The organism is Tenacibaculum sp. MAR_2010_89 (genome assembly GCF_900105985.1).
Lineage (GTDB): Bacteria > Bacteroidota > Bacteroidia > Flavobacteriales > Flavobacteriaceae > Polaribacter > Polaribacter halocynthiae.
Window position 1 is genome coordinate 3,336,832 of sequence record NZ_FNUB01000005.1, and the last position, 26,845, is coordinate 3,363,676.

The window sequence follows — 26,845 nt, forward strand, 5'->3', positions numbered from 1 at the left end:
GCTTTAAGGCTATGTTAGAGGTGGAAGAGCTTAAACATTTCTAGTACCTTTTAACACTCCCATATAGTTCGTTACGGAAAATAATCACGTATTTTCCGCAACGAACCTAAAGGTATTTTATCTACTAGTAACAGTTATTTCGTTAGAACTTGATTCCAAATTCCAGTTTTAGCGGTTTCTTGGGCATACTCATTAAATGTTGTTGCTTTTCTGCCTAAAACTCGTTCAATGTCATTAACCACTAACTGATTTTGTGGGTTAGTTAAAACATGCTTAAATAAATACTCTATTAACCAAACAACATTATCTGGTACTTCTTGTTGTTTCATACCTTCAACATACTGTTCTAATGTGATGTCATAAAAATGTAAACTTCTATCGCTAACCTTTGATATGATGTCAACAACATTCTTAAACGTAATTAATTCAGGCCCTGTTACCTCAATAATTTCACCATTATAAGAATCGTTAAGCAAAACGGTAGCAGCAACCTCAGCAATATCATTTACATCTACAAATGGTATTAAAACATCAGACATTGGTAATGCCACCTCACCAGACAAAATAGGCTCTAAAAAAAAAACTTTCACTCCAATTTTGATTAAACCAAGAGGCTCTAACTATGGTATAATCTATACCAGAATTAATTACAATTTTTTCGCAAGCTTCTGCTTCAGTTTCTCCTTTACCTGAAAGTAACACCATTTTTTTAACTCCTAATTCTTTAGCTAAATAGGTTACACTTTGTATAGCTTCTTTAGCTCCTGGAACAGCTAAATCAGGATAATAACTAACATACATTTTTTCGACACCTGTTAAAGCCGCTACCCAAGTATCTTTATTATCCCAATCAAAACTTGGTGATGCTTTTCTTGCCCCTACTCTAGGTTCTATTCCTTTGTTTTTTAAATGTTGTACTACACGGCGACCCGTTTTTCCGGTTCCTCCAATAACTAAAATATTTGATTTCATAATGAATTGTTTTAATTTGTTTTGTGAATAAATGTTGCTATTAATACTAGGATGAATGAAATCATTCCAGAAATTGTTCTAATGTTATGGTAATGATTCCAAGTACTTTCATAATAGCTTCTAAAGTTTTTTAATTCTAATAGGTTTAATTTGTTAATATTCAATCCGTCTAACTCATTATTTAAAGGAACATTTCCAAGAGCAGTAATGCCAAATGTGCCAATACAATAAATGATTGTTGATGCCAACACCAACCAAAACACTGTTTTAGTATTAAACTGTAAGTAGCTTGTTATAATCAATACTATTAAGCTTCCAAAAAACAGTATAAAAAACGCTGGATTTAAGATTTCTCTATTAATATTCTGCATGGTTTCCAAGTAAGTAAAATCTCCTACTTTTTTTGTTCCTAATATTACCGAGACCGACCAAGCAAAGAAAAGACCTGCAGAAAGTGCATTTAATAAAACTGTTATAAAAAGAGTTACGGTTTTCATGCTTTTTCTTGTTTAATTAAATAAGTTCCGAAATACAATACAATGAAGTAAAACTCAACCAAAATGGTAAAAAACATAGGGTCTCCAAAAAATTCTGAATAACTACCGCCATTGGGAATTACAAATATTGGCACTGTTATTAATGTATCTAATATTGTTGCTACAAATACAAATGTTAGTGCCAATGTAGATGGTTTCATACTCCCTTTTTTATAGAATAAATAAGTTCCAAAACAAGCACTAGGAATAATGGCAAATACTAATACAATAGTAGCTTGTTGTTCAGGGTTTTCTAGAATGGGAATATAAAATGAAAGAAGGTAAAAGCTAACGCCAAAAACCCAAACGATACTGGCACATACAATGCTAAGTATTTTATTGTTGCTCATAATTTTTGATATTTAATTATGATGCAAATCTATAGCCATTGCAAAACAGCGACTTATTCAGAAAGAATTATGATTTATTCGAAAAGAATCTTATACTTGACTTGGCCTGTATCCAAATTTTTTTTCAAAAGCATTCGAAAAAGAGCCTAAACTATCATAACCAACTGCCCAAGCAGCTTCTTGAATAGTTTTTTGTTCATTTTTAATTAAGCTGTAAGCTTTCTTTAATCGTTCGTTTTGTAAGTATTTAAAAACCGGAACACCAAACTGCGCTTTGAATTCTATTTTAAGTTTATTAGTATTGGTTCCTATTTTATGTGCTAATTCAGTTAAAGATGGTGGATTTTCTAAATCAGACAACAGTATTTCTTGAGCATGGTTTATTTTTTTAAGCAGTGAAGTATTTATTTCAGTAGCCTTTTGAAAAGCCAACTCTCCAAAATAATGAGAAAGTAGAGCGCTCATATGACTTTTATAGAACATCATTTTAAGATTTCCTTCATATTTATTATTAAAGAATTGTTCAACTAACAAAAACATTTCTGGAGTCATATTAAACACGGGGCCTTCAACATAATGATCTTTGGGATGAACAAGCTGGTACAAAAACTGCTCTAAAAACTGACCTTCTCCATTGGGTAATTTATCTAAATTTTTAATTGTTGTTGTAATTACCAAACATTGCAAAGGTTTTTGAGCAGATACATGATGCTCAAACTCTACTTTTTTATCAGCATAAAATGACAAAATCATTCCCTTAGTATGATGAAACTCTTTGGTTTTTCCATCGTATTTAACTTTCAAACTAACATCTCCTGCTCCATAAAAAGCAATAGCAATAACTGGTTCGTCAAAGAAACAAGAATCGATCAAACTATTTTTATTAGTAGAAGCTTCTTCTAATAATATTGTACAATCATTTATGTCTATAATTTCACGATTCATTCCTTTATTTGCCTTTATTAGATTTTAGTTATTGTAGTTTTCAATTTTACCATTGTCCTTCATAATAAATAACTCTTTTTCTATCACCAATAACTTTAAAGTTCTGACTTTTTGAAAAAGTTCCATCTTTATAATTCATAGTATCAACTTTCATCTCCTTTGGTAAATCATAGCTTAACGAAAATGAATAATCTGGTAAAAAACCATCATAATCATACCTAAAACTTATGTTCTCGGCTTTTATCGGTAACTTGGGAAACCATTTAATTTTTGTTATTTCTAAATATTCTTTTCCTGTCAAATTCTCAGCTTGGGTTCCGTAAGCAAGCTCTATTCCTACATTACTGATTTTTTTTAATGCTTCCTCACGAAATTCACTATTTGTTATTTTGTTGCTATATATTCTCATTCCATAATCAATATAAAAATATGAGTTGATTATTAAAATAAAAACTACAACTATTCCTATTCTTGTTTTTAATGATTCAACATTTAATTTTCGGAAAACTATAGTCAAAACTCCTATAAGAACTAGCCCTACTAGTGATATTCCAATTAATTTCAAAAACTCAATTGGACGAACTAACTTATTAAATTCTAACTCAAATTTATCTGTCCAAAACAAAAGTAAGATTGTTAGAAATAGTAAATTTAAAAGGATGATTATTAAATATTTCAATGATTTTTTAATCATTTATTTAGTATTAATTCCATCAAATATAAATATTGCTATAATTTTAACGTAAAAATACTTGAAATTAATTGTTGAAGCTATTTATGATTTTATTGGTTATTCATCCTTTTTTCGTAATGAACATTTATATTCTTACATCAGTATAACAATATGTTATATCAAAAATAAGATTACAGACGATTGCAACTAATTTTAGTTAAAGTTTAATTTTCTTAAATACTCTCTTGTTACTTTCGATACTTCTTTTGAATGTTTTCCAAACCATATCCAATGATCTGCATCTTTAACTGTATAAAACTGGATATCATTACCTAATACACTCATTTGTTTGTAAAAATATTGAGCAGTTTCATAAGGACAGTTTTTATCTTTATCTCCATGAATTAAAAGCATTTTTACTTTACTCTTTTTTAACAAATGATTTGGTGAAATTTCTTTTACTACATCTTTATTTAGTTTTTTTTCAACTATCCATCTATTAGAGTTTGTTGTTAAATCATAAACTCCAGAATTTACAACAATAACGTTTGGCATTGCACTTGTTTTAAGGTTATCGGATTTTTCATTCCAATTATTAACCAATGAAATTGCTAAAGACAAATGCCCACCTGCTGAATTACCAGTAGCTATAATTTTATTTACATTAATATTGTATACTTCAGAGTTCTCTCTTATCCAACGTATTGAAGATTTTGCATCTTTAACAGCTTCAAAAGGATAAGTATTCTGTTTCCCTTTAATTCTATACTCAACTACAGCAACTACCCAACCCTGTTTCGCATACTCCTCTGCTGTACTAAAAAACCAATCTGGTTTACCTTCAGACCAACTACCTCCATGAAATTGAACTATAGTTGGTCGGTTTCCTTTAAATTTTTCTTTATTAGGTAAAAAAAGATGTAGCTCTAATTTAAAACCATCAACTTCTTTATACGTTTCTATACTATGATTTTCTCTCTCCTTTTTATGAGAGGTATACAGTTTACTTATGTTTTCTTTATATTCTGCTGTTTTACAAGTCATCATAAAGCTTGAATATATCTTATTTATATTTTTTATTCCTAAATTATTAATATGATGCTTTATATACTTATGCTTCCAAAAATCACTAATTTTAGTAGTAGTAAACACCTCATCTATCACGCTCAAATCTGCTTGTAACTGTTGATTGTCTGATTTTCCAAAAACACTATTTTCTAATTTTTTATTTGCTTCAATTCTTATATAAGATGCTACATAATCTTTTAAATCTTTTGTTAAAAAAAACGTTGTATCATTAAATACTTTAATATTTTTATTAAGTTTTGATTGATTTTTTTTAGATAGAACTATATTTTTTCCTGTATATCTTTTATGTAGTTCAGGATATTCTAAGATTAATTTATCGAAAGCTAATTTAATTAACACTGTTTCCTCATTAAACGTTTTTTGGTCTAATTTACCTTTATTCTTATTGAGATAACTTGTGAATATAAGTTGTAATGAATCTATCTTTTGTGTGAAAATATTCTGATTGAGAATATTTAGCTGATAACTATTTCCTTTAATATAATTCCACATAGGAATTGCAAATTCTGTTTGTTTTTCTATATAGTGTTTTTTATTTTTTTCAAAATCTACATTCTTACAGCTTTGCAAAAGAATTATAAATAATATAACGATTAATTTAACTTTCATAAGTTTAATTTTAGTGGCTGATTAATTACGAAAAACATCATTTATGATTAACCATTTTCCATTTTTAAAATGCCATTCTGTAATCCCAATTTGATTACTAGTTTTTCCTTTATAACTATACGTATTTTTATATTTTTCTACAGCAATCATATTACTTACACTAATAGACAAAGATTTATATTCAATTAATTCATAATCATTTTTTACAATATTATCCATCATTTCACTAATTTGAATCTTTCCACATATTGAGTTTAAAATACATGCATTATCATCGTATAAAGTAAGTACTGAATCAACTTGCTTGTTGTTCATCCATTTTTTTATATTAGATTGATTTTTTTGTATAAATTCAGAAACTTCTTCAGCTGACTGTTTCTTAAAGTTTGAGATAACTTGAAAACCAATAATAGATACAATAGAGGTTGTTAAAATTAAAAGGATAGTTATTATTACATTTTTTTGAGGCTTATTTAAGTTTTCTTTTACCGAAGACTTTTTATTCAACGGAATAAAACCATCAAAATCTAGAATCTTAAATATCATTTTAAGAGTATAGCTTCTAGGTGTAACTTCTGTAGATTCTATTCTTTGAATAGTTCTTAAACTTAAATTACACTTTTCTGCTAGTTCTGTTTGAGTTAAACCTTTTGCTAATCTTAACTCTATTATTTTTTTTCCTAATTGTGGTTGCTCCATTATGTCTAAATTCAATGCAAGATTAAATCAATCTTTAATTCCTATCAAATTTAAACAATGTATTTAATACGTCATTAATATGACATTTACGTAGTAAGCTTAGTTTTCATGTGACTTTTAGGGCTAGGAACACATTACCTCAATGTTTAATAAAACTATGAAAAAAAGACAAATTCTTATTCTGTTTTTGATATATAAGCACATTGATTTGATAACATTTACTTTTACAGAGAAAATACCCTAAACTACATAAGTTTATTAAATATTACTAAAACTCAACCTAAGTGTAATTGACTAAATCGTTTATGTAGTAAATCGAAGAAATCTATTTAATATAGCTTAAGAAATGGTGTGTCCAATTCTATTTTGATGTAAAACTTATCTTTTTACAATACTGAATTAGCTTTTCTCTATAACGCCAAGGTTTTGTTTTCCCTGGTAAACGACTTAACCAATGACTATTTGGACCTTTACTACCTGGACGTTTATTTGCTAGTTCAAAAGAAGTAGGAAGAAGTTTCTTACTCATAACAGTTATAAACTCTTCAAATTGAGCTTCGCTAGTAAACTCAAATATAAAACCATCAAATTCAATAGTCAATTTTCGATAACCTTGAACTCCATCTTTAATTGGTGCAGGAGGATTAAATTTCTCTGATTTAGACCAAATACTTTTTCCTTCCTCTATATGAACCCAATAAGCCATAGAGCTACTTTTCCAGTCAGATACATACCCAAACTCTACTCTTTTCATTTTTAAAATTACTTACAACCCATTATAAAAGTTTATAATTTCACAAACTCAACGTAAGAATAAGATACTTGACTAGTATCATCACATATTTTTGTAGGGTCGGTACTGTAATAGCCTATTTTTAATATATTATTTTTAAACTCAGTAAATGTAAAATCATCTGCATTTTCAAGAGTTATCACTAATTCATTATTATTTAATTTCCAATTCCCTTTTGTTGACTTTAAAACACAGTCATTATTGTAAAATCTGAAATCATTTAAAATAATATTACCGTTCTCTAAAATAGATATTGTTATTTTTTTCTCACACTGATTTAATCCTAAATCTTGTATTGTCTTAGAAGAACAAGAATATGCCTTTTTTGTAATTTTCCAATCTCCAATAATTGACACTGAACCTGAATTAGAATTCTCATCACTTGTACATGATGAGAAAATTATAAAGATGATTAATAGCCTATAAAATAATTTCATTTTTTTCATTCTTAATTGTTATCCTTGTAAATAAAGAGCATTCATTCCTATACCAATATCATAAGCATGAGGCTTCCATTTGGTATTAGATTTTATGTAAATTTTTTCTGCTGTATTCAAATAACTATATTGATTCTTTGAGTTAGTATCAACAGGAACTTCCCAAAGTATTTCTTTAGCTTTCACTACTTTTAAATAGCTACTTGTATAAAATATTATCCTTGGACTTTTAACTTTCAAAATGCATTTATCACTAAAATTAATAGTCAGTATATCATTATCCGAATTAAAATTTAAAGAATCTAATTGATGTCTTGTATCCAACTGTCTACCTTGCCAATCTCCCCAAATTGATACTGTTACACCTTTATTAAAACTCGGTTTATTTTTAGAAAATAGATTTGTTAATTCTTCAGGAGTTAATTTCAATACGTCACTACCTAGTGTTGGCTCTAATTCATCTAAATCATAGGTTGCGTTATCACCAGATATTACAGAAAGAACTCCTCTTTTTATTATCAAATTAAAAAGTGATCTACTTAAAAAAACACCTACACTAAAAACTGCTATTGCAATAATTATATTGTAAGGGGAATTCAACTCTGAATATATTACAGCGCTTAAAAAACTAAATCCAAGAAAAAGAAGTAATGCTTGTAAAAATGCTACTATAGTTCTAAATATCTTCATTCTATTACCATTAACAATTTAATAAAGTTTAAAAGTGATCGCTTTATGTTTTTTAAAAACACAATTCTATTTCTTTTTAATTAAAAAAATGCTAATTAAAAGAAATAATTAAGGTTTTATAAATAAACTTAGAATAAAAGTAAATTCATAAGTTCGAACAATACTTATACTTATTGTTTTCTTAATTTTTCATTAAAAGACTTATTTTCTTTTAAAATTTTATTTTGCGAATATCCTCTAATTAAAAATGAAATTCCAGTAGTTAATATAATTCCACCAAATAAAATAGACAATAAGAATAATACTAAAACTCCAGATACTACTAAAAAAGCTCCATAATTAATATTCTTTTGAGGGTTTAAGGAACCATATTGGCTTTTAGCAGTTCCTGCAGCGTCAAGTTTCATTTTCAACTTTCTTTCAGCTTCTTTTTCATCTTTAGAAAAAAAATTACATTTATTTTCAAATTTAGGTTTTTGACTAGTTAAACCACATACAAGCCCAGTGTTAAAATCAACTTTTCTATTTGTACATATCCCACAAAAAATCATTCTTTCTTCTAATGTCATTTTCAATTTTTATTTTAGTAAGCATTGGCAATTTTATTTTGTCCAATTACTTTATTAAGTCTTTTTAATTTAATCTTTACCAGCTCGATGCAAACACCACCAACCGAACTCAGTTTCAATACATAACTAAAAAGCTCCTACTTCATCCATTTAGCAAACACTTTCTTTAATTTTTCTTCTTTTAAACTACATTGTTTTGAAATATATGGTATCAAGTCGACCACATAAGTTTTAAGGCTGATTTGTTTAAAGCTAGCTATTTTATAATACTTAAGAAGTAAACTCATATGTTCTTCTGTAGCATTTTCAAGACATTCTTTAATAAACGTATTTTGATTTTCTTCGTTTATCGTATCTTGATATTACAATAAGCATTTTTTCACAGAGATAGCAACATTATCTAAGACAACTACATCTTGAGAGCATGAGAATTGAATAAATGAAGTAAACAGAAAAGTAAATATAACTTTTTTCATAATAGCTTTTTTGCCCAAATTTAAAGAATAATTCGAATAAAAAAAGTGTATTTCTTATTTTTTACATCCCACTTTACTAAGCTCTTCATTATTCATTTTTAAAAGGTAATTTTCAAGAAAGTCTAGTTTTTTCAAAATGTTTTTTTGAGTTTTTTGAAAAACTATTTTTGAAATTATGTTATACGGAAATCTTAAATTGAATTTATAAGTAATTTTTAAAATGGTTTTATCATTTTCAATTGAAATATAATTCCAAATACCAATGAAGTCCTTGAAAACGTTTGATTTATTTAGCATCTGAATTGATATTTCATTTGGAGTATCAAACGTTAAATATTCAGTATCCATTCTTATTCCTTCTATTGATTTGGTGTAAACTTTTGCTCCTTTTTTAAGCCCAGTATAATCATCAAGAAAACCTATTTCAAGAGTTTGTTTGTCCCATTTTTTTCGGTTGGTAAAATCTTGGGTAAATTCAAACAACCATTCAATATTTTTATTTAGAGTAATTTTTTCAGATATGGTGTTTTTTAACTTCAATTTTTATCGTTCAATGTAATAAAATTTAATTTTTATATAACTCTTCTATTAACAAATCATCTCTCTTAATAAAGTGTTCCAAATATTTCAATGACTTATTAAAACTAATCGACCAAATATCATCAACAACCATTTTTTCTTTCTCTCCTAATAATCCGAATAAAACCTTAACTTTTTTTGGCCTAGAATACCATAAAGAGAATTCTAGTGCTTGATTTTTGTCAAAATTAGCAGTCATACAAAAGCTAGTTCCTTTTTCAATACAAGTAAAATCAAGAGCAGGATTGAAATAGACATCTTTTTCTTTTAAAGACCTTAAATGATTTAGTTTATCAATCCATGGATAGTTCTCAGCTATTTCAATAACTTCACTTCCAGATAAAGGAGTATTTCTGTATTCAATATTTTCTTTTTCTGGATAGCAAATAGAATATTTATAAGTCATATACTTTTAAACCTTTTAAATAATACTTAATTCTTTTTCTTAGTTAAAACCCTGTAACAAACAACCTTCTAGCACCTCTTAATCCACATTTTTGATATTTATTATAGGCTTTAGAAGCAGCTTCTTTAATTTGAATACCTTTCTGTTTTTTTACCCAAGAGTTTAAAGCTGCCTCTAGCGTGTATGCTTCAGGTGCCATTAAATTTGTAGTCCATAAAATAGGATTGGCTTTTGATTTAATTATTTCATTTTGAAAATAATTTTTACTAGCACAAGCTAAAATTATAGCATCTATTTTTTTTGATGGAGTCTGCTTATATTTTAAGTTAACTTTAAACTCCATTAATCCATCATGACCTATATAAGCAACTAATTCTGAGTTTCCACCAAATTCTAAATTTATCTCATTATAATTGATTCTTCTTTTAAAATTATTATTGGACGCTAATAAAAATTCTTCGGTACAAACTTTAATTTTTTCTCCATCATAAGCTTCAGCTAATAAGTAAATATTTTTAGTTTTATGTTTAAACAATATGCTTTCAAGTATGTTTGTATTTTTCGATGTAATCATTTTTTTATACACCCAATCATTTGATTTATTTTTCAAGAAATTTTTAACCCCGTACAAAGCTCCCCAATAAAGGTTGTTTTTAGGGTCTTGCCCGTTGCCTATTAATTTTGGAACAGGAACTATTCCTTGATTTATATTATCGCATAAAGCAACAAAAACATGAATTGTTTTAGTTTTTTTTTGACTTTTATTTTGTCCAAAACTTAATGTACACGATATAAGCGCTATGAGTAATCCTATTTTTTTCATATTAATTATTTATTTTTAATTTTTGCTTCAAACATATTGACGCTTCATACAATTGGATAAAATATTTATCATATAAAACTGCATTAGATAATAAACCAAATTCTTTAGCTTTATCACTTTTATAATAATCTCTTACCTCATTCATTCTGTACTCAATAAATTTCACTAAACACATTAATTGTTTATGATTGAATAGCGAAAAACACTCCTCATAAAACTTTTTATTTTGATTATCATTTTCATCAGATAAATGCTTTGTTATAGCTATTAAATGATCTGTTATATCAGGTTTATAAAACTCTTCGATCATTCCCTTTTCGATCAACTTTTTTTCTTCCTCTTTATATACATCTAATGATACAAGTAAATATTTAGGCATATGAAATAGCATTCCTTTAGCATCAAAAAAAGTGATGGAACTATTACAAGCATATAAATCTATCAAAGATATTTTTGTCCAATCATTTCTTTCATCTTTAGCTCTTAGTTTTCTACATTCTTTAGCAGTCAATCTATCATCATGCCCTTGCGCTTCCCATAGACCTATACCTTCTTCAAGTTTTATATTTTTAAAAACCTCGTTGATATTTCTAATTAATTCTTCTTTTTTAATCATTTAAACAAATTAGCCAAAGTAAAAAGCTATTTAAAACCATTAATTGTTAGAAATTTCTTTTATTTTTCCTTCATAATATTCTTCAACTCCATTTACAGTCTGCTTACTGTAATTAATTATTTTATAAATAAATTCTGTTTCAGTAACCCAATGAAATTCCTTAAATGTACAAGTATCATTATTCCAGTTAAATTCAGTAAGATAAATAAATAAATGCTCCATTTACTTTTTTTTGAAAAAAGTAAGATATGCATTCTTGCCCTCCAAAATAACCATTTAGACGATACGTATTTTTGGGTGAAGAAATTATATATTTAGGGTTACCAATCGTTAATTCTGTTTCTCCTGTTTTAATTGAAAAACACTTATCACTTGAATGCCCTCCTTCTAAAACTAAAATATTATATGCTGGATAATATCCAGACCATCCTTCTGAAAAACCATAATCATTACTATGTTGATTTAGTATAAGCTTTTGTCCGTTTTGAGTTTTAATACTTTTTATAGCATCTTCTCTTTTATAATTTTCATTTTCAAATTTAGTTACCCATGTTACACGGTTTTTTAATATCTTTTTAATTGAATCTAAATTTCCGTTTTTTTTAGGCCTATGTATTATTTCTTCTATTTTTTCTTTTAATACATTAAACTTTGTTAGACTAATCTTTGACGTATTAATTACATTTTTATTTTTTACCTTTTTCAAATAACCATCAAATACATACCCCTCTTTTTCAAATGGTTTCTCCTCTTTTGAAACTAAATATATATAATTGTTATACTTTATTTTAATCCAACTTCCTTCAATTGGTTTACCATTATCATTAATAGTTATTTTTTTATTGGTATCAAATAGCTTTTCTACCACAACACCAAATGGAATTTTAGCAATTTTTAATGATGACGAATTACTTTTAGACCGAACATTTAAACCATTCTCAGCATTTATAAAATAATACTCTTGTGCTAATACGTTACTAAACATAAACAGCATGTATATTTTAACCAATATTTTCATGTATACAGTTTTAATGTTCTTAAATATAATCTTTCCAACGAAACGGATTTTCAGCTACCAATGCAAAAGATGTTAAATGATACTCATTGGTATTTAATCCTTCAACATCATTTATGTTTCCAAAGGTCAATTCCACACCACTTTTTAAGCGTAACAAAACTCCGAGGTTATCTGTTTTCTTTTTATAATCTATGTTTTCCTCATTTAGTTTTGCTAGTACATATAAAAGGGTGAGTTTATCTATATCTTCAAAAATCCATTTATTAAGTACTAGTTCTTTTGTATTTAACAGTTTACCTTCATACCAATAATCAGAATATATTAAAAACAACACCCCTTCCTCAAAATGCAATTCAATACCTCCATACGTCCAAATATTAAAACTTTCATTTGTATCAGGATCATATCCACTATCAGGATCAGGAAAATTATTTAAAATCCATTCTTGAGTTTGACCAAGTTTTAAATAATCAAACTTTCCGGTTTTAAAGAATTCTAATAAATCTATTTTTATAGTGTGATTTAACTTCATATTACAAATTAACCTTAAGAATCATAGCTATACATAATAACATTACAATCTCGTTTCTTGTAAAGCTAGTTGCCTTTTATTTATATCTGATATTGTTCCGTATATATCACCATTATCAGAAACCACTAAGGTGTTCACTGATACTGGTACTGGGATATCTTTTATTCCACTTAAAAATTGATTTATTTTTTCAATATTGTTGTTTAATGCATTGGATTCACAATAAATTACAATAATTTGTTCTCTAAACTGTCTTGCCAATCTACCTCTTAAAAAACCTCCATAATTAGGCTCATCTTTTAAAATATAGTCAAATCCTTTAGGTACATTCTTTTTATGAGCATCTTTGGCATTAAATAATTTACCATTTGGGTAAATCCAAAAAACAAACTCAGGATATGTATGTGTATATTCCTTGATATCTTTTCTCCTTCCTCGATATTTTAATTGTAAAAAAGGAAAAAATTCTGTTGCTTTTTCTCTTGAAATAGAACCTACTGTTATCATTAATTATTTTTAGTATTGCTTCATTTTATTTCAACTTTTTCCCCTAAAAATTTAGGTTCTACTCCAAACATGATATCTAAAAAAGCTTTTGTTCTTGCAAAGTATTCTCTAATTCTAACTTTTAACCCATATTTTCCAGTTAGATCCCTTGCATTAAACCCTATAGCATTAATTCCATTTTTTTCTGCTAGAAAAATTGCGCGTTCATTATGAAACTTCTGAGAAATAATAGTAACACTTGTTTGCCCAAAAATTTCTTTTGCTCTTACCACAGAATCTAAAGTTCGAAATCCAGCATAATCAAGAAATATTCTATTTGCTGGAATTCCTTTTTTTATAAGCTCATTTTTAAAATCGGTTGGTTCATCATAATTTTTATTTCCATTGTCACCACTAACCAAGACAAAATCTATTTTCCCTTTTTTATAAAGCGCTACCGTTGCTTGTATTCGATATTTAAAATATAGGTTAATCCTACCATTATTTAGAATTTTTGCAGTCCCCAATACAAGCCCTACTTTATTCTTTTTTATTTCGTTAGAATCAGTAAAAGTTTTGTTTACTGCATTTTTTTCTATAGAATAATTTGCTACAAACACTAACATAAACGGAATTATAAAAACCAGTAGTACTCCTATTATTTTTTTCTTTTTCATTCAATCTTATTTTTATTAGTTAAACATAACACTTTATATTAAAAACAAAACATTTCTAGTAGAGTTTGGTTTTCAAGAAAAAGTTTATCCAATATCTCTTTAAAATTCAGTTCCTTTTTCCCATACATACACTGCTTTGGGGATTGACTTGCTTTCTTGAACTTCATACCAAACTGTAATCCATGTTTCTTTATCTTTTTCCCAAGTAACCTCATCTATTATAATAGTTTTGCTTACTCTTTCTTCCTGAAGATATTGGTTAGTTATATTATTTCTAAATTCCCCATAAGCAGCATCTAAAGTAAATCGTTCTATAAAAGAAGCTTTTTCATATTTAGCAACAGCTTCTTCTTTTGTTAACAACATCAATTTTTGAATAGATACCTCCTCTTTTAAACTTCCTGCTTTTTCTATTACATGATTGCTTTTCTTTAGAGAAACCTCTTTCTTGTTTACTGAGCAAGAACTAATTATGAGTATTAGTATACAATAAAAGTATTTCATTTTTTTATTTCGTAATAGATATACAATTCTTTTAACTTGTACTTTAGTTTAATTGCTTTTTCCCAAGCTAGATATTCTTTTTTAAAATTATTATAATCACTTGGAATTCCTTTTATCCAGTACATATCACCATGAAGTGCTAGCATTGCCCAATGAAATTCTAATTCATGACCTAAAAACTCTACATCAACTTTAGATTCTGGTTCTTCTATTAAAAAACTGTTTTTTAATTTTTCGTTAGCCTTTTCATATGTTATTTCTCCATATCTTACCATGATATGTTTAATCATTTCACAGAAAGAATTATGATTAAAAATAACACCTTCTGTTTCTCCTACAAAATGTAAATTATTTTTTAACTCTTTATTTTTCAAATCTAATTTTTCTCTTTAAATACATACTTAATTACTCGTCCATTTAAATCAGTAACACTTCCTATAAGTTGTTGTTGCTTTAATTCTAAAAACAATTTCTCTGCATAAGTACCTTTTGTTTTTTCTGTAGCAAAATCTATTATAATTTTCTGGTTTTTTACTAATTTCCAATTAAAGGTACCTATTAATGATATAGATTCTTTACCACAAGTAGAAATTTCTTTTTCAGCTATTTCTACTTTTTTCTCATCAAATAGAAGGCTTAAATATATTTCACTACCTGCACAAGGATTATCATCTGGTGTTTCTTCACAAATTGAGCCTACATTTGCATTCAATTCTTTATGTAAATAAGTATTCATTTTTTGAGCATAAGACGAAAAACAACATGTAAAAATCAACAAAATCATTATAAAAATTCGTTTCTCATCAGTACTTGTAAAGTTTTCCAACTTCATCTTATCTATATTTAAAATATTATTATATCTAACTATCAACAACCTTTTTAAAGCACTATTTAAAATCAACATTCTATGCATCTATTTACCCAAAGTTCTTTTCTTTCTTCAGTTAATTCTCTTATATCAATCCTTTTACAATTACACTTTAAAACTGTATATTTTTACGAATTAAATTTTCACCCAACCTATCATGCTTCTATCTACTTCTTTAAAAACTACTAGCAACCATTCATCTTGGTTTTTAATAACTGTAACCTCTTTATCTTCTATAGTTTTAAGTTGGTTTCCAATTTTCACATCTCCTGTACAAGGGTCCTTTTTCTTTGTGTCATCTACAACAGCTTGTGTTCTTAAAACTCCTGAAACTCGTTGTCTTTTTAATGTTTTATTTATGTTATTAAGTTTAGTATCTACATGAAGGGTTAATATGTTTTCTACAATAACAGTATCATTCTTAATCATAAGCTCAGATAGTATTGATTCATTAAGGCAACCTATAGCGTCATTTAAAACAAAAAAAGTAGTTTTTTTTCCTTGTTTTACATCTACTAATCTTCCTGGTCTTTTCCATATTTCGACAAAATCATTTCCCTTTTTTACTAATAACATAGTTGTTTGATAATGTCGATTATCTTGATAGATTACATCTTTTTCTCCATCATTATTAAAATCTACCAAATATAGATTATTACTATTCATCGTAAACACTTCAGCATTGCTGTTTTTAGTAAAAAATATTGAACTTTTTATTTCTGAATAACCTGTACTATCTATAGGGTATTGATATCCTGGTGGGGTTTGAAATAATTCAAGTTTCTTTTCTAAAGGATTGTTTGAAGCACATGCTATTAAAATTATACACCACATAGCTAAAGAAAAAGCTTTATTTTTCATCTTTATACTTTATAGTTATAAGTTAGATGTATAGTAATACACTAGCGTTTAATTAATTTTTATTCTTTATATATTTTTCTCCATTGAATTTTAATACTACTGATTTTGTAGTTGTTTTTTCATTAGAATCGCATTCTCCATTTTCACCTACACTATTTTCAATCTCTGTAACTTTACTTTTTATCATGATATCAAAATATTCATTCGTCTTTTCTTTTGACATAATGAGTGTATTCTTAACATCTGTAAATTCTCCAACACATTCGGTATTCCATTCTCCTCCATAGTTCATTACATCATAATTATGCAGTAGTTTTTTTAACTTGTTTTTTGACTTTATAAACAGTGAAATAGTTTTATTACTATATGGATTGGCTTTAGAACTTCCATAATAATGCACTTTAACTCCAAAAGCTCTATTGTTTTTCGAAACTAGATAAGGAGCAGTATCAATCGTTATTTCTCTTAGTTGTATCGCATCTGAAACCCAACCATTAGTTTGAGAACTTTCAAAATACTTATGAGTTATTTTTCCAGTATTACTATTTACAATTACAATATGACTATTTAATTCAAAGTGATGTTCGTCATTATTAGTATCTGCATATGCTGGAATAACCATAATAATTTCTTGTGAATTGTTAGGCATAGTCTTGGTTACCAACAAATCAGTATTAACCTTTGAAAGGTCTAAATTTAGTTGTTCAATTACACTATCAATTAACTCTTCTTCTTTAGAAATAGGAATTATTTTTCCATTTGATTTTATTTCAAAAAATGTTGTTTCAATTTTCTTTTCATCTATCCATAAAATATTATGAATTGTTAGCTTATTTTTTTCAATTTTAGATTCAATTTTTGATTGTGCTTCAGCAATTTCATCATAAGAAATTACTTTAGAATCAAGAATATTACCTTCAAAGTCGTAATTAATTAATCGAGACTCCATTTCATTGTCTCCCTTTTTTATAGTTACTATAACTGAATGAAATGCTTTTGAAATCTTCACTTTATAAGAAGCTATAGCTCTGTAATTATAACCTTCTTTATTTAACTTAGGGTAAACTTCCTCTAATTTTAACGCTTTTATATTTACCTCATTATAATCACCTTCTTCAATAAAACTATCAAAATTTGTGTTATCAACTAAAGGCAATGACCTAACTCTAATCTCATTAATAACCTTGTTAAAATTTGGATTTTCAAATTGACTTATAAAAGTGGCATCTTCTTTTATAAACTGGCCTTCTTGATATGGATTTTGATACGAATGTGTGTTTTTAAAACTTTTATAATTTTCTTTATGAAAGTGTTTTGTTAACCAAACATCACCATTAAATTGGTGTTCTATTTTCAGTTTAGCAGCATCGAAGTTTTTTGCTTTTTTATAATTTTCGAGGTATTTATAATATTCTTGTTTCGTATTTTTAATTGTTTTATTTAATGATATATAAAAATCAGATTCATCTTTCTTTTTCTTATAAAGCATGTAGTTTCTAAAATTACTTCCATACTTAATTACTCCTAATAAACCTCCTTTTTTATGGATGAAAACTTTATTATGCAAATAAAGCCCATTACTAAAATTGTTTTTATCATAGCCTTCAACACCTTCCTCATTACATATTGCTAATTTATAAAAGTCGTTTTTAAAACTTCTTAAAACTCCAAAATCACCTATTGGTGAAATTCCTTTTGTTTTATTAGCAGAATAAAAGCCAAAATCAGTTTCAGATAATCTAATAATTACAATAGCTGCTTTGTAAATCTCAAAATTATTGTCACCAATAATATGAGTTTTACCATGTACCAATTCATATACTCCTGAAATGTCTTCTACAGTATATTCAATACTACTTTCCTTTGCATCTTCTACTTTATCCGTAGAAGTCCCTACTATTTGTTCACTAATATCTTGTACCTTAAGAACTCTTTCTTTCTTTTCATTTGTGTTTTGAGCACATGAAAAAAATACTAGTATAATTAATATATATATGTTTTTCATTTGTATGTCTTTCTATTTTCTAATTTATTAACATAATACTTTGCCTGTTTTAAGGTTAATTGTTTTTCCTCTTCCATAGCGTACTTCATTATTTTTCATGTCCCAATGCACCTCAATACTATCTTTAAAAATAGCACAATTATTATTATTTCTGGTCGAACCAATTACCCTTCCCTGAGCATCTTTTAAAACAGTTTCTACATAAAAACTAGAACCATCTCCTGGCATAGTTGAGGTAAAAAAATCTAAATCACTCCTTTTTATAATCAACTCAAAATTTCCATCAGGACTTTTATATGACTTTAAAAAAGTCATTGAATTATAAAAACATATGACTAAAACAACAATACTTAATATTACTATAAATAATACTTTATAAATAAATTTTACTCTATTCACCTCTGTTTATATTCTAAAGTATTATATCTAAGAATAAATGTTTTTTTTTCGCATTCTTTTTCTACTTGATTACAGTCTCCTTCTGAATTAATTTCTGAAATTAAATTGCATTGTCTTTTTTTTATAAGAATATCGTGATACCCATTAGTAACAGATTTTCTGACAACCAATTCATTTTTTTCAGTTTTTACATTAGAATAACAAGCATTTTTATTTACAGTAGCTTCTCCTGAATATTCATCTAATACTATATTGTCTAGTACTTTCTTTAACTTGTTTCCTTCTTTTGTATACAGTGAAAGATAGTTACTACGGTAAGGATTAGATTGAGAACTTGTTCTGAAACTAGTTATAATTCCAAAAGTTAATATGCCTACAGATAATTCATATCTTTTAGTATCAATACGAATATTATCTATAAACTCAGCATTAGAAATCCAACCGTTTGCTTTAGAGTTTTCTGAAAAGTAATTTTTAATGTTTCCTGTTACTGAATTTACGATTACAATATGACTTGTTAACCTATAATCATCAGAATCAAAAATAGCTCCTTCAACTTCACCTAATATAATTAGAGTTTCATTATTAGAAAGTTCTTTCTGTAATTTGACTTCAATTTTATTAGTGCTTAAATTTAAGCTCTTAATTATTCTATTCTCTAATTCAATAGAGTTTAACTTATACCAAGAAACATTTTCTGGTTTTATATATTTTTCATTAGAAGTATGAATCCCTTTATCTTTATAACTAGTATGTAAATAAAAATTTCTATCCTTCTCATTTACTATACTATCCCATTTTTGCTCGGAAAAATTAAACCAAGGCTTGGCATATTTTAAATTTATTACTTCCTCTCCATCTCCAATATCAAAGTGTTTTGCATATTTATAAGGAAACCTTCTAAATCCCCAAATACAACTTTGTGAGCTATTTTCTTTATAATTTTTCTTTACTCCTACAAATCCTCTTACTGCTCCATCTTCATAGGTAGCATCCATATCAAATGAAACATCATCAGCATAGATGTTATTAGTAAAAAGTATCATTTTTAATTGACCGATATATGCGCCTGAATCTTTTCCTCTAGTATTTTCAATTAATTTATAAGTTCCTATTAAGGCAACTTCAACAGGTACATTAGAAGTATTAGCAATTGCTTTTTTAAAAGTAATTTCACCTTTAAAATCATTAATACTTCCATTACATTTTGTTTTACCTTTTACCCTGTATAAAGAATGATCGTTTTTACTTTTTTTTACTTCAGTAAAAACAAACTCAATTTTATTAAAACTATCGCCTAAAAGACCATATAAAGGAATAATTTCTTTTTCAGTGCTAAAACCTGGGTAAGTACCTTTTAATAAAGATGCTAAGTTTTTTTTATAAATTATTTGTTTAGTAACATCAATAATTGAGCCTTCATTACTAATATGTTTTCTATTATATCTCCCCCAATCTTCACTATAATCAACTTGAGCATAACAAAAATGGTGAAATACAATACATACAAATATGAATACTATCTTATTCATTTGGTTTTTAAACATTATCCTTTCTATAAATAACTCTCCTTTAATTGTCTCAATAATTAATTTTCTTTGCTCATTTTTACCAAACTCTCATCTCTATACCACAATAACCAGTAGCTATGTCTAAAATATCATCTACAGCATGTTGAACTGTTTGATTAGTAATATTTTCTTCTTTCATTTTATATAACACTTTTACTACATCATTTTGAGTTCCCCCAAGTTTTTTATATTCTAAAAGAACCTCTCTTGTTTTTTGAGTAAAACAATTTCCTCTTTTTACAAATTCTAGTAAAACCATTTGTAATTCTTCCTTCTTTTCCATTTTAAATTACATCAATAACTTTTTCTAACACATAATGTACTCCTCCTACAAACATTGTTATTAGTGTAAGAAACAGAAAACGAATGATTGTAGCTTCCATATTTTTTTTCAATTTCTTTTTAAGATAAAAAACATCCAAAAAAATAAATAAAAGGGCTATAACAACTCCAATAATTAATCCCACATAAATAGCTCCCCAATAAAAAAAAGCGTGTAATAAGTTCCACCCACCTTTAACAGGTATCTCATTGACTCCCAAAACAACCTGCATACAACGCATGTAACCAATACCTATTAATAATGCTACAAGCGTCCAAATACAATAAATTATAATTTGCTTTAAGATTTTCATTTATTTTTAGATTATCTTTTTTCTTACACAATAGATCTAATAATTTGCTTTACTTAAAAAAAATAATTGTTTTTAGCTCTACGCTAGTAAATTGTGTTTTTCTATATTCCTTTACATTATCAACGTTTGTTTTTTAGTTTTACATAGCATTATTACATTGTAGCTTTATGAACTACCTTTTCTAACTCTTTAAAAGCTTTTTTCTGCGCAGGTGCTAACAATGCTTCTTTTATTTTCCCTGTAACAATTTCAAGAATATCTCTTCGTGCTTTTACACTTTTACCAAAATAAGCATTCATAAATGAATTTGGAATGATATAACTTATTTTCACTGTATTTTCTCTTGGAAAATATAGTTTTACAGCATGCATTCCACTTTTTTTAAGAACAAGACATTGCTCCATTTGTCCATTAGCATCTGTTCTTACCTCCCATTTGTCATACTCTTTAGAGCATTCAAATGATGATGCATTTTTTAAAAAATTATGTAATGTTTCTAAAGAATTGTATTCAGTTTTAATTGTAACTATTTTTTCCATTTTTATTGTTTTTATATTCTTATCAAATTTTATAATTAGTAATTCATTCCTATTAACTCTTTATCTATTGTATATCTAAACTTGAAAGTTGTACCTCCATTTTTGGGCTCTAAAATCACATAATATTCGGTTTTAAAAATTTCTCCATTTTTAGGGAACTTAATAAAAGCTATATCTAATTCTACGTTTTCTATATTTTTTTGTTTTTTTAATTCTTTTGTAGCTTTTTCAACTAACTCCCCCAATGTTGATAAATTAATTTTTTCATTTAACTGAAACATAAAGTCTGCAGCTTCATTTCCATTTGGAACTTCTAAATATATCTCTGAGTTCTGCTTCCAGTTACCTTTCATTAAGCTCCATTGCCCCATTTTCAATGACTCTGGAGCTTTAGTAACCGTTACCCCAATAAGATTCCCCATAGATTTATCATAACTTATCGTTAAATCAGTATAATAAGCATTCACTCCAAACTTTTTTTTGAGTTCATCTTCTATAATCGTAAATCCCTTACTATTTGCAGGCTGTTTACTAACCTTATCACCACATGACATTGATAAGATTAGTATTCCGGTAATAAAGATATATTTGAATCTTTTCATTTTAGTGTGTTTATATTTTCCACAACTAAAAGTACAGAGCAAGAATGACCTGAGAAATAGTAAATCTATTTCCGATGCTTTTAAATAAATAAGTGCAATACTTTATAGAATATCTGTAACAAAAAAATTATTTATTATTCCAGTCTAAAAAAGTATTTAAGAAGTTATCTTTTTTTCGAGAAGAAACAGGTATTTTTTTTCCATTCTTTAAATGAATAACACCTGATTTGTCATACTTATCTATAAACTGTAAATTAACCATGAATGATTGATGAGGGCGAGTAAAACTGACTTTAGAAAGGCGTTCTTCAAATTCTTTCAAAGTTTTTGAAACTACGTGTTTTTTACCATTATTACAATAAAATGTGGTATATCCTTTATCAGATTCACAATATAACAACTCGTTTAAATCTATTACTTGAAAACTATCATGAAGAGATAATACTAATTTAGAGTCTTCATTATTCCAAACGTCTTTTACAGTTTTTATTTGTTGTTTTTGTATTGCTACAGGTAAACTAGTAACTTTTTGTATTGCTATTTGTAGTTCTTCAATATCAACAGGTTTTAATAAATAATCTACTGCTCCAATTTTTAAAGCTTGTAATGCATATTCTTCATAAGCAGTAATAAAAATTACTTTAAAACATAAATTTTCTGTTTGCTCTAAAAAATCAAACCCCGTACCATCAGTAAGGTTGATATCTAAAAAAATAAGGGATGGTTTGCATGCATTTGCTACAACAACAGCTTCTTTTACTGATTCACATTCTCCTATAACTTCAATATCCGTTTCAATTAATTGTAATAAATTACGTAAAGCTTTTCTAATATATGCTTTATCTTCTACTAGTAATGCTTTCATTAAACGTCTGCTTTTATATAAGGAATTGATAAAGTAACTATAGTGCCATGGGCATTGTATTTTTGTCTATCTTCAATAACTAAGGAGCCTTTCATTTTAAAATCTTTTGCTAAAATTTTTAATCTTTCAGATGTTATAGTGGTAGACAATGATTTTTTATTTTTCTCTTTCTTTTCATTTTCGGCAAGAATACCAATACCATTATCTATAATAGTACAAATTAATTCTTTATTTGAGTAATCTAGATGAACCTTTAAGTTTCTATCTTCTTTTTTATCTACAAATGCATGTTCTATAGCATTTTCAACAAATGGTTGAATAAGCATAGGTGGAATTTTAAATAATGAAGTATCTATAACATCTGCTACTGAAATTGTATATTCATATGAATCATTCTCTAAGTTTTGAAGTGCTAAATAGTTTTCTATTGCAATCAGTTCTTGAGAAAGTAAAACTATTTTATCTCTTGAATTTTCCAACGTAATACGAAGTAATTTTGAAAATTTTGACAAATAAGATACCGATGTTTTTTCTTCTTTATTTAATATCATTCCCTGTAATACTGAAAGTGAATTAAAAATGAAGTGCGGTGTCATTTGTGAACGAAGTAATTTCTGTTCTATAACAATATTTTGAGTTTTAGATTTCTCATTTCTTAACTTTAAAAAGAAAATTATACTTCCTAAAACTAACGTCGTTATTAAAAAAGCGATAACTCCCAATAATAAATTACGCTGTGTTCTTTCTAAACTTCGAGACTTTGTATTTACTGTTTTTGTTAACCTTAACTCTCTTTTTTCAGCTGATGCTAATTCATTTTTATACTTATATTCATACTCTAACTGAGTTATTTTCTCTATATTTTTTTTATTGAAAAGACTATCATTTGCTATTTTAAATTTTTGAGAGCTTATAAATGCTTTTTCATGGTTCCCTAATTTATAGTTTATATTAGCGAGAAATTTATATGCATCTCGTTGATGCTTTAAAAGTTTATACTTATTTGCTAGCTCTACAGCTTTTTCTGCCTTAACCAAGGCTAAATTATATTTGTTTAGGTTAAAATACGCATTTACAATTCCTAAATAAGAACCTATCAAATCGTATTTCTTTTGGCTAATTTTAGTTATTTCATTTGCTTCTTGAAAATATACCAAAGCCTTAGAATTTTCTTTAATTTCGATATAAGCATAACCAAGATTTATAAGACTAATTGCTAGATCTTGATTATTTTTAATTTTTCTACTAATATTAACGGACTCCTTAAAGTATACAATTGATTTAGTAAATTCTTTCTTATTAATATATATACTTCCAATATTGTTTTTAATTGCTACTATATTTCTAGTATTATAATTAGCTTGATGAATAGTTAAGGCCTTATTATAAAAACTCAATGCTTTGTCATAAAGTTCTTGTTTTCTATATAAGTTTCCAATATTACTAAACGATTGAAAAATACCTATAGAATCTTTAGCTTTTTCAGCTACATCTAATGATTTATTATGATACCTTAAAGACAAAGGATAATTCCCCTGTTCAATATACACTATAGCCATCGCATTCCAACAACTAAGTATTCCATATTCATTATTATTTTTAGTAAAAATAGTTAAAGCCTTCTTAAAGTTAACTAAGGCTTTTTCATACTCTCCATTATCCGAATAAATATCCCCTATATTATAAAGATAATTAGGTATATTTCTTTTTACACTTAGCTTTTCATCTATTGCTAATGCTTCTTTATAATACTTTAAAGCAAGTGTGGAGTTCCCTTTATAATTGTATAAAACGCCCAAAGCATTTTTACAGCCTGCTATACTTTTTATATCGTTTATTGAATTATAAAGTTTTGTTGCTTTTTCATAATTTTCAATAGCTACTTTAAAATCAGCTTGTTCCATATAAATAATCCCTTTCATATAAAAGCTTCTTGCTTTTCCTTTTACAGATTGTATTTCATCTGCTAATTCTCCAGCTTGTTCAGCATAAGTTATTGCTTGAGGTGGATTATTTCTATAATGGTAATAGGCTAAATGGTTAAGTATTTTTACACGAACAGTGTCATGCTTTATATATGTTTTTAACTCTTTTTTTAAACTATCTATCTTTTTATTTTGAGCTTGCATACTTCCTACAAAAAACAAAACGCTTAACAGACAAAGAATATATTTATTTATAGGGCTCATAAAGTTCTTTTATTTTAAAATAATAAGAAGTGCTAAATCTACAATTTTTTATATTATGACAACATCTATACTAATTAATTAAATTATTCTTTAAAAACACAATTTTCCATTATTCCTTTCTTAATGGTTACTCCCAATAAACTAATGGTTATCCCTAATAAATAGACAAGGGTAATTACTTATTTCTTTTCATATACTTTTTATTTAAGTTTACTATATGTTATTAAGATTTGTAGGGAATTCTTAATAAGAATAAGTCAGCTAGTTTTTAAATAAACTAGCTTTCTTTTTGTAAATCAATATCTTCAATAGTTTTATTATTTTATCCCATTTCCAAATAACCAATATTAGAAATACGTATATACCATTAAACAATACAAGTGTAAAAATAAATGGAGTCCAAGTTTCAAAAGTTATTATATCTGGAATAAATAAAATACTTTTACTCGAGTTAGTATTAGAAATTAAATGTCTAGTTGCCCAATTATTCCCTAAATGAAGTCCGATTGGAAAAAACATCGATTTTGATCTTAATAAGGCAGTAGCAAACAATAAATGTCCAACTGGAATTGTAATAATAAGCATAACTATCATTCCTTTATTTTGTAATACATCTTCATCAACAACATGTATGAGCATAAATAAGATTGAAAAAATAATATTAGTAACAGCTACATTAGATACTTCTATTGTTTTCTTAAACAAATAGCCTCTAAATAAAAGTTCTTCAGTTGCTACTTGTGGTAATATAAAATAGAATGCAAACAATATTACTTCAAAATTAATTGATGTTGAAACCTCAAATACTTCACCAACATATAATCCTCTTAAATATTTTGCTCCTAAGAAAACCAATATCCCTATTAAAATCCCTAGAAATAAGAATCCTATATTTTTAATATTAAAATTAAGTCCAATCTCTTTTAGAGACTTCCCTTCTATTTTATATAAAACCCAAGTCGCTAAAACTAATAACAAAGGTGCCCCATACGGTATACACTGTTTTATAAAACCTTTATTAATTAATGTACTTACAAATAATGCAGCAATAAAAAATATAATCGCTACAACAAATTTAGCCCCTGTTGGATACTTTTTAAATAATAGTTTCATTGCTTATTATTGATTGTTTTGTTTTGAATAAATTTAAATCATAACTCAATGATAATTTCACAGTAAACAAAGTTATAACTGAAGGAAATAAACCTTTGAAAAGGTTAAAACCTAACCAACTCCAATCGTTTAATTGTATTTTACTTATTGTTTTAAAGATCAATTCTCCATAAGGTTGTGACTCAAAGAAAAATGTATTCAATAGGTTTATACCTAAATGAAACCCTAAACCTAACATAATAGATCTTGTTTTATGAAACGTGTATGCCCAAACATAGCCCGTAAATCCAGTTATCAGAATAACGTATAGTATTGGGATAATTTTTGCTTCTGTTAAACCATAAGAGAATACATGGTAAATACCGAAGCACAAAGCAGAAATTAAAAGTCCCCAATTAACACTTAACTTATTAATTAAGATGTAAAGTATTGCTCCTCTAAATACCAAATCTTCTGTTAATGCTGACCTGAGATGGTAAACAAATGCATTAAGAATTGAGTGGTAGTTAATACTATATTGTAATTTCCAATCTATATCCAAAACAATAGTTTCTATATAGATATTCAATAAAGTAATGATCATAATAAATACCATACCAATTACAAACTGAATGGTTCGCTTACCACTAGGCACAATACCTATCGATTCAATGTTCTTATTCAGAATAAGGTGTAGAAGTCCCCAAGAGACTACTATTATTACTAATAATCCTAACATA

36 protein-coding genes are annotated in these 26,845 nt (G+C 26.9%); all 36 read right to left on the minus strand.

Features of this window, described 5'->3' with window-relative positions; translation table 11 throughout:
• Positions 1–134 precede the first annotated feature (134 nt).
• The gene (locus tag BLV71_RS19080; protein WP_369813930.1) at positions 135–590 is read right to left on the minus strand and encodes an NmrA family NAD(P)-binding protein; all 456 of its coding nucleotides are present in this window, start codon (positions 588–590) and stop codon (positions 135–137) included.
• A complete protein-coding gene (locus tag BLV71_RS19085) occupies positions 553–972 on the minus strand; it encodes an SDR family oxidoreductase (protein WP_369813931.1) in 420 nt (139 codons plus the stop codon). Before BLV71_RS19085 ends, BLV71_RS19080 begins: the two co-directional genes overlap by 38 nt.
• 11 nt (positions 973–983) lie before the next feature.
• Positions 984–1,469, minus strand: coding sequence for an anthrone oxygenase family protein (locus BLV71_RS18080; protein WP_093871892.1), 486 nt, complete (start codon positions 1,467–1,469; stop codon positions 984–986).
• Positions 1,466–1,858 (minus strand): hypothetical protein, encoded by a 393-nt coding sequence (locus BLV71_RS18085; protein WP_093871893.1) that lies wholly within the window; start codon positions 1,856–1,858, stop codon positions 1,466–1,468. The genes BLV71_RS18080 and BLV71_RS18085 overlap by 4 nt, the downstream gene beginning before the upstream one ends.
• A gap of 90 nt (positions 1,859–1,948) precedes the next feature.
• Positions 1,949–2,803 carry a helix-turn-helix domain-containing protein gene (locus tag BLV71_RS18090; protein ID WP_093871894.1) on the minus strand — a complete coding sequence of 285 codons (855 nt, stop codon included), beginning with the start codon at positions 2,801–2,803 and terminating at the stop codon, positions 1,949–1,951.
• A 46-nt stretch (positions 2,804–2,849) separates the two neighbouring features.
• Positions 2,850–3,497, minus strand: a complete 648-nt coding sequence (locus BLV71_RS18095; protein ID WP_176974439.1) for a hypothetical protein — start codon at positions 3,495–3,497, stop codon at positions 2,850–2,852.
• Positions 3,498–3,689: 192 nt separating this feature from the next.
• Complete coding sequence (locus tag BLV71_RS18100; protein WP_093871896.1) at positions 3,690–5,174, minus strand: alpha/beta hydrolase family protein; 1,485 nt, start codon at positions 5,172–5,174, stop codon at positions 3,690–3,692.
• 21 nt (positions 5,175–5,195) lie between these two features.
• Positions 5,196–5,873, minus strand: a complete 678-nt coding sequence (locus BLV71_RS18105) for a helix-turn-helix domain-containing protein (protein WP_093871897.1) — start codon at positions 5,871–5,873, stop codon at positions 5,196–5,198.
• A 361-nt stretch (positions 5,874–6,234) separates the two neighbouring features.
• A complete protein-coding gene (locus tag BLV71_RS18110; protein WP_093871898.1) occupies positions 6,235–6,627 on the minus strand; it encodes a hypothetical protein in 393 nt (130 codons plus the stop codon).
• Positions 6,628–6,659: 32 nt separating this feature from the next.
• Positions 6,660–7,103, minus strand: a complete 444-nt coding sequence (locus BLV71_RS18115; RefSeq protein ID WP_158530808.1) for a lipocalin family protein — start codon at positions 7,101–7,103, stop codon at positions 6,660–6,662.
• Positions 7,104–7,121: 18 nt separating this feature from the next.
• Positions 7,122–7,793 carry a hypothetical protein gene (locus tag BLV71_RS18120; protein WP_093871900.1) on the minus strand — a complete coding sequence of 224 codons (672 nt, stop codon included), beginning with the start codon at positions 7,791–7,793 and terminating at the stop codon, positions 7,122–7,124.
• A gap of 170 nt (positions 7,794–7,963) precedes the next feature.
• Positions 7,964–8,362 (minus strand): hypothetical protein, encoded by a 399-nt coding sequence (locus tag BLV71_RS18125; RefSeq protein ID WP_093871901.1) that lies wholly within the window; start codon positions 8,360–8,362, stop codon positions 7,964–7,966.
• Between the two features lie 530 nt (positions 8,363–8,892).
• Positions 8,893–9,378 carry an SRPBCC family protein gene (locus tag BLV71_RS18130; RefSeq protein ID WP_093871902.1) on the minus strand — a complete coding sequence of 162 codons (486 nt, stop codon included), beginning with the start codon at positions 9,376–9,378 and terminating at the stop codon, positions 8,893–8,895.
• Between the two features lie 25 nt (positions 9,379–9,403).
• Positions 9,404–9,823 (minus strand): hypothetical protein, encoded by a 420-nt coding sequence (locus tag BLV71_RS18135; protein ID WP_093871903.1) that lies wholly within the window; start codon positions 9,821–9,823, stop codon positions 9,404–9,406.
• A 43-nt stretch (positions 9,824–9,866) separates the two neighbouring features.
• Positions 9,867–10,646 (minus strand): hypothetical protein, encoded by a 780-nt coding sequence (locus tag BLV71_RS18140; RefSeq protein ID WP_176974440.1) that lies wholly within the window; start codon positions 10,644–10,646, stop codon positions 9,867–9,869.
• 1 nt (position 10,647) lies between these two features.
• Positions 10,648–11,262 carry a DUF6714 family protein gene (locus BLV71_RS18145; protein ID WP_093871904.1) on the minus strand — a complete coding sequence of 205 codons (615 nt, stop codon included), beginning with the start codon at positions 11,260–11,262 and terminating at the stop codon, positions 10,648–10,650.
• 39 nt (positions 11,263–11,301) lie between these two features.
• Positions 11,302–11,484, minus strand: coding sequence for a hypothetical protein (locus BLV71_RS18150; RefSeq protein ID WP_093871905.1), 183 nt, complete (start codon positions 11,482–11,484; stop codon positions 11,302–11,304).
• Positions 11,456–12,280, minus strand: a complete 825-nt coding sequence (locus BLV71_RS18155; RefSeq protein ID WP_093871906.1) for an SH3 domain-containing protein — start codon at positions 12,278–12,280, stop codon at positions 11,456–11,458. Before BLV71_RS18155 ends, BLV71_RS18150 begins: the two co-directional genes overlap by 29 nt.
• 19 nt (positions 12,281–12,299) lie before the next feature.
• The gene (locus tag BLV71_RS18160) at positions 12,300–12,812 is read right to left on the minus strand and encodes a hypothetical protein (protein WP_093871907.1); all 513 of its coding nucleotides are present in this window, start codon (positions 12,810–12,812) and stop codon (positions 12,300–12,302) included.
• Positions 12,813–12,854: 42 nt separating this feature from the next.
• On the minus strand, positions 12,855–13,319 hold the full coding sequence (locus BLV71_RS18165) for a Rieske (2Fe-2S) protein (RefSeq protein ID WP_093871908.1): 465 nt from the start codon (positions 13,317–13,319) through the stop codon (positions 12,855–12,857).
• Positions 13,320–13,339: 20 nt separating this feature from the next.
• Complete coding sequence (locus BLV71_RS18170) at positions 13,340–13,975, minus strand: SanA/YdcF family protein (protein ID WP_093871909.1); 636 nt, start codon at positions 13,973–13,975, stop codon at positions 13,340–13,342.
• Positions 13,976–14,074: 99 nt separating this feature from the next.
• Positions 14,075–14,479, minus strand: a complete 405-nt coding sequence (locus tag BLV71_RS18175) for a hypothetical protein (protein WP_093871910.1) — start codon at positions 14,477–14,479, stop codon at positions 14,075–14,077.
• On the minus strand, positions 14,476–14,853 hold the full coding sequence (locus BLV71_RS18180; protein ID WP_093871911.1) for a hypothetical protein: 378 nt from the start codon (positions 14,851–14,853) through the stop codon (positions 14,476–14,478). Before BLV71_RS18180 ends, BLV71_RS18175 begins: the two co-directional genes overlap by 4 nt.
• Before the next feature lie 2 nt (positions 14,854–14,855).
• The gene (locus tag BLV71_RS18185) at positions 14,856–15,311 is read right to left on the minus strand and encodes a hypothetical protein (protein WP_143032820.1); all 456 of its coding nucleotides are present in this window, start codon (positions 15,309–15,311) and stop codon (positions 14,856–14,858) included.
• Positions 15,312–15,482: 171 nt separating this feature from the next.
• Complete coding sequence (locus tag BLV71_RS18190; RefSeq protein ID WP_093871913.1) at positions 15,483–16,208, minus strand: hypothetical protein; 726 nt, start codon at positions 16,206–16,208, stop codon at positions 15,483–15,485.
• Positions 16,209–16,260: 52 nt separating this feature from the next.
• On the minus strand, positions 16,261–18,213 hold the full coding sequence (locus tag BLV71_RS18195) for a PA3715 family protein (RefSeq protein WP_093871914.1): 1,953 nt from the start codon (positions 18,211–18,213) through the stop codon (positions 16,261–16,263).
• Between the two features lie 27 nt (positions 18,214–18,240).
• A complete protein-coding gene (locus BLV71_RS18200) occupies positions 18,241–18,528 on the minus strand; it encodes a hypothetical protein (protein WP_093871915.1) in 288 nt (95 codons plus the stop codon).
• An 80-nt stretch (positions 18,529–18,608) separates the two neighbouring features.
• Entirely contained in the window at positions 18,609–20,144 is a 1,536-nt protein-coding gene (locus BLV71_RS18205; protein ID WP_143032821.1) for a PA3715 family protein, read from the minus strand.
• A gap of 76 nt (positions 20,145–20,220) precedes the next feature.
• Positions 20,221–20,466 carry a hypothetical protein gene (locus BLV71_RS18210; protein WP_093871917.1) on the minus strand — a complete coding sequence of 82 codons (246 nt, stop codon included), beginning with the start codon at positions 20,464–20,466 and terminating at the stop codon, positions 20,221–20,223.
• A 1-nt stretch (position 20,467) separates the two neighbouring features.
• Positions 20,468–20,818: a hypothetical protein gene (locus tag BLV71_RS18215; RefSeq protein ID WP_093871918.1), complete on the minus strand. Its 351-nt coding sequence runs from the start codon at positions 20,816–20,818 to the stop codon at positions 20,468–20,470.
• Between the two features lie 152 nt (positions 20,819–20,970).
• On the minus strand, positions 20,971–21,357 hold the full coding sequence (locus BLV71_RS18220) for a hypothetical protein (RefSeq protein WP_093871919.1): 387 nt from the start codon (positions 21,355–21,357) through the stop codon (positions 20,971–20,973).
• A gap of 35 nt (positions 21,358–21,392) precedes the next feature.
• Positions 21,393–21,959: a hypothetical protein gene (locus BLV71_RS18225; RefSeq protein WP_143032822.1), complete on the minus strand. Its 567-nt coding sequence runs from the start codon at positions 21,957–21,959 to the stop codon at positions 21,393–21,395.
• A gap of 127 nt (positions 21,960–22,086) precedes the next feature.
• The gene (locus BLV71_RS18230) at positions 22,087–22,824 is read right to left on the minus strand and encodes a LytR/AlgR family response regulator transcription factor (protein ID WP_093871921.1); all 738 of its coding nucleotides are present in this window, start codon (positions 22,822–22,824) and stop codon (positions 22,087–22,089) included.
• Positions 22,824–25,013, minus strand: coding sequence for a tetratricopeptide repeat-containing sensor histidine kinase (locus BLV71_RS18235; RefSeq protein ID WP_255405268.1), 2,190 nt, complete (start codon positions 25,011–25,013; stop codon positions 22,824–22,826). The genes BLV71_RS18230 and BLV71_RS18235 overlap by 1 nt, the downstream gene beginning before the upstream one ends.
• Before the next feature lie 261 nt (positions 25,014–25,274).
• Complete coding sequence (locus BLV71_RS18240; protein WP_093871923.1) at positions 25,275–26,126, minus strand: CPBP family intramembrane glutamic endopeptidase; 852 nt, start codon at positions 26,124–26,126, stop codon at positions 25,275–25,277.
• Positions 26,110–26,844: a CPBP family intramembrane glutamic endopeptidase gene (locus BLV71_RS18245; RefSeq protein WP_093871924.1), complete on the minus strand. Its 735-nt coding sequence runs from the start codon at positions 26,842–26,844 to the stop codon at positions 26,110–26,112. The genes BLV71_RS18240 and BLV71_RS18245 overlap by 17 nt, the downstream gene beginning before the upstream one ends.
• Position 26,845 lies beyond the last annotated feature (1 nt).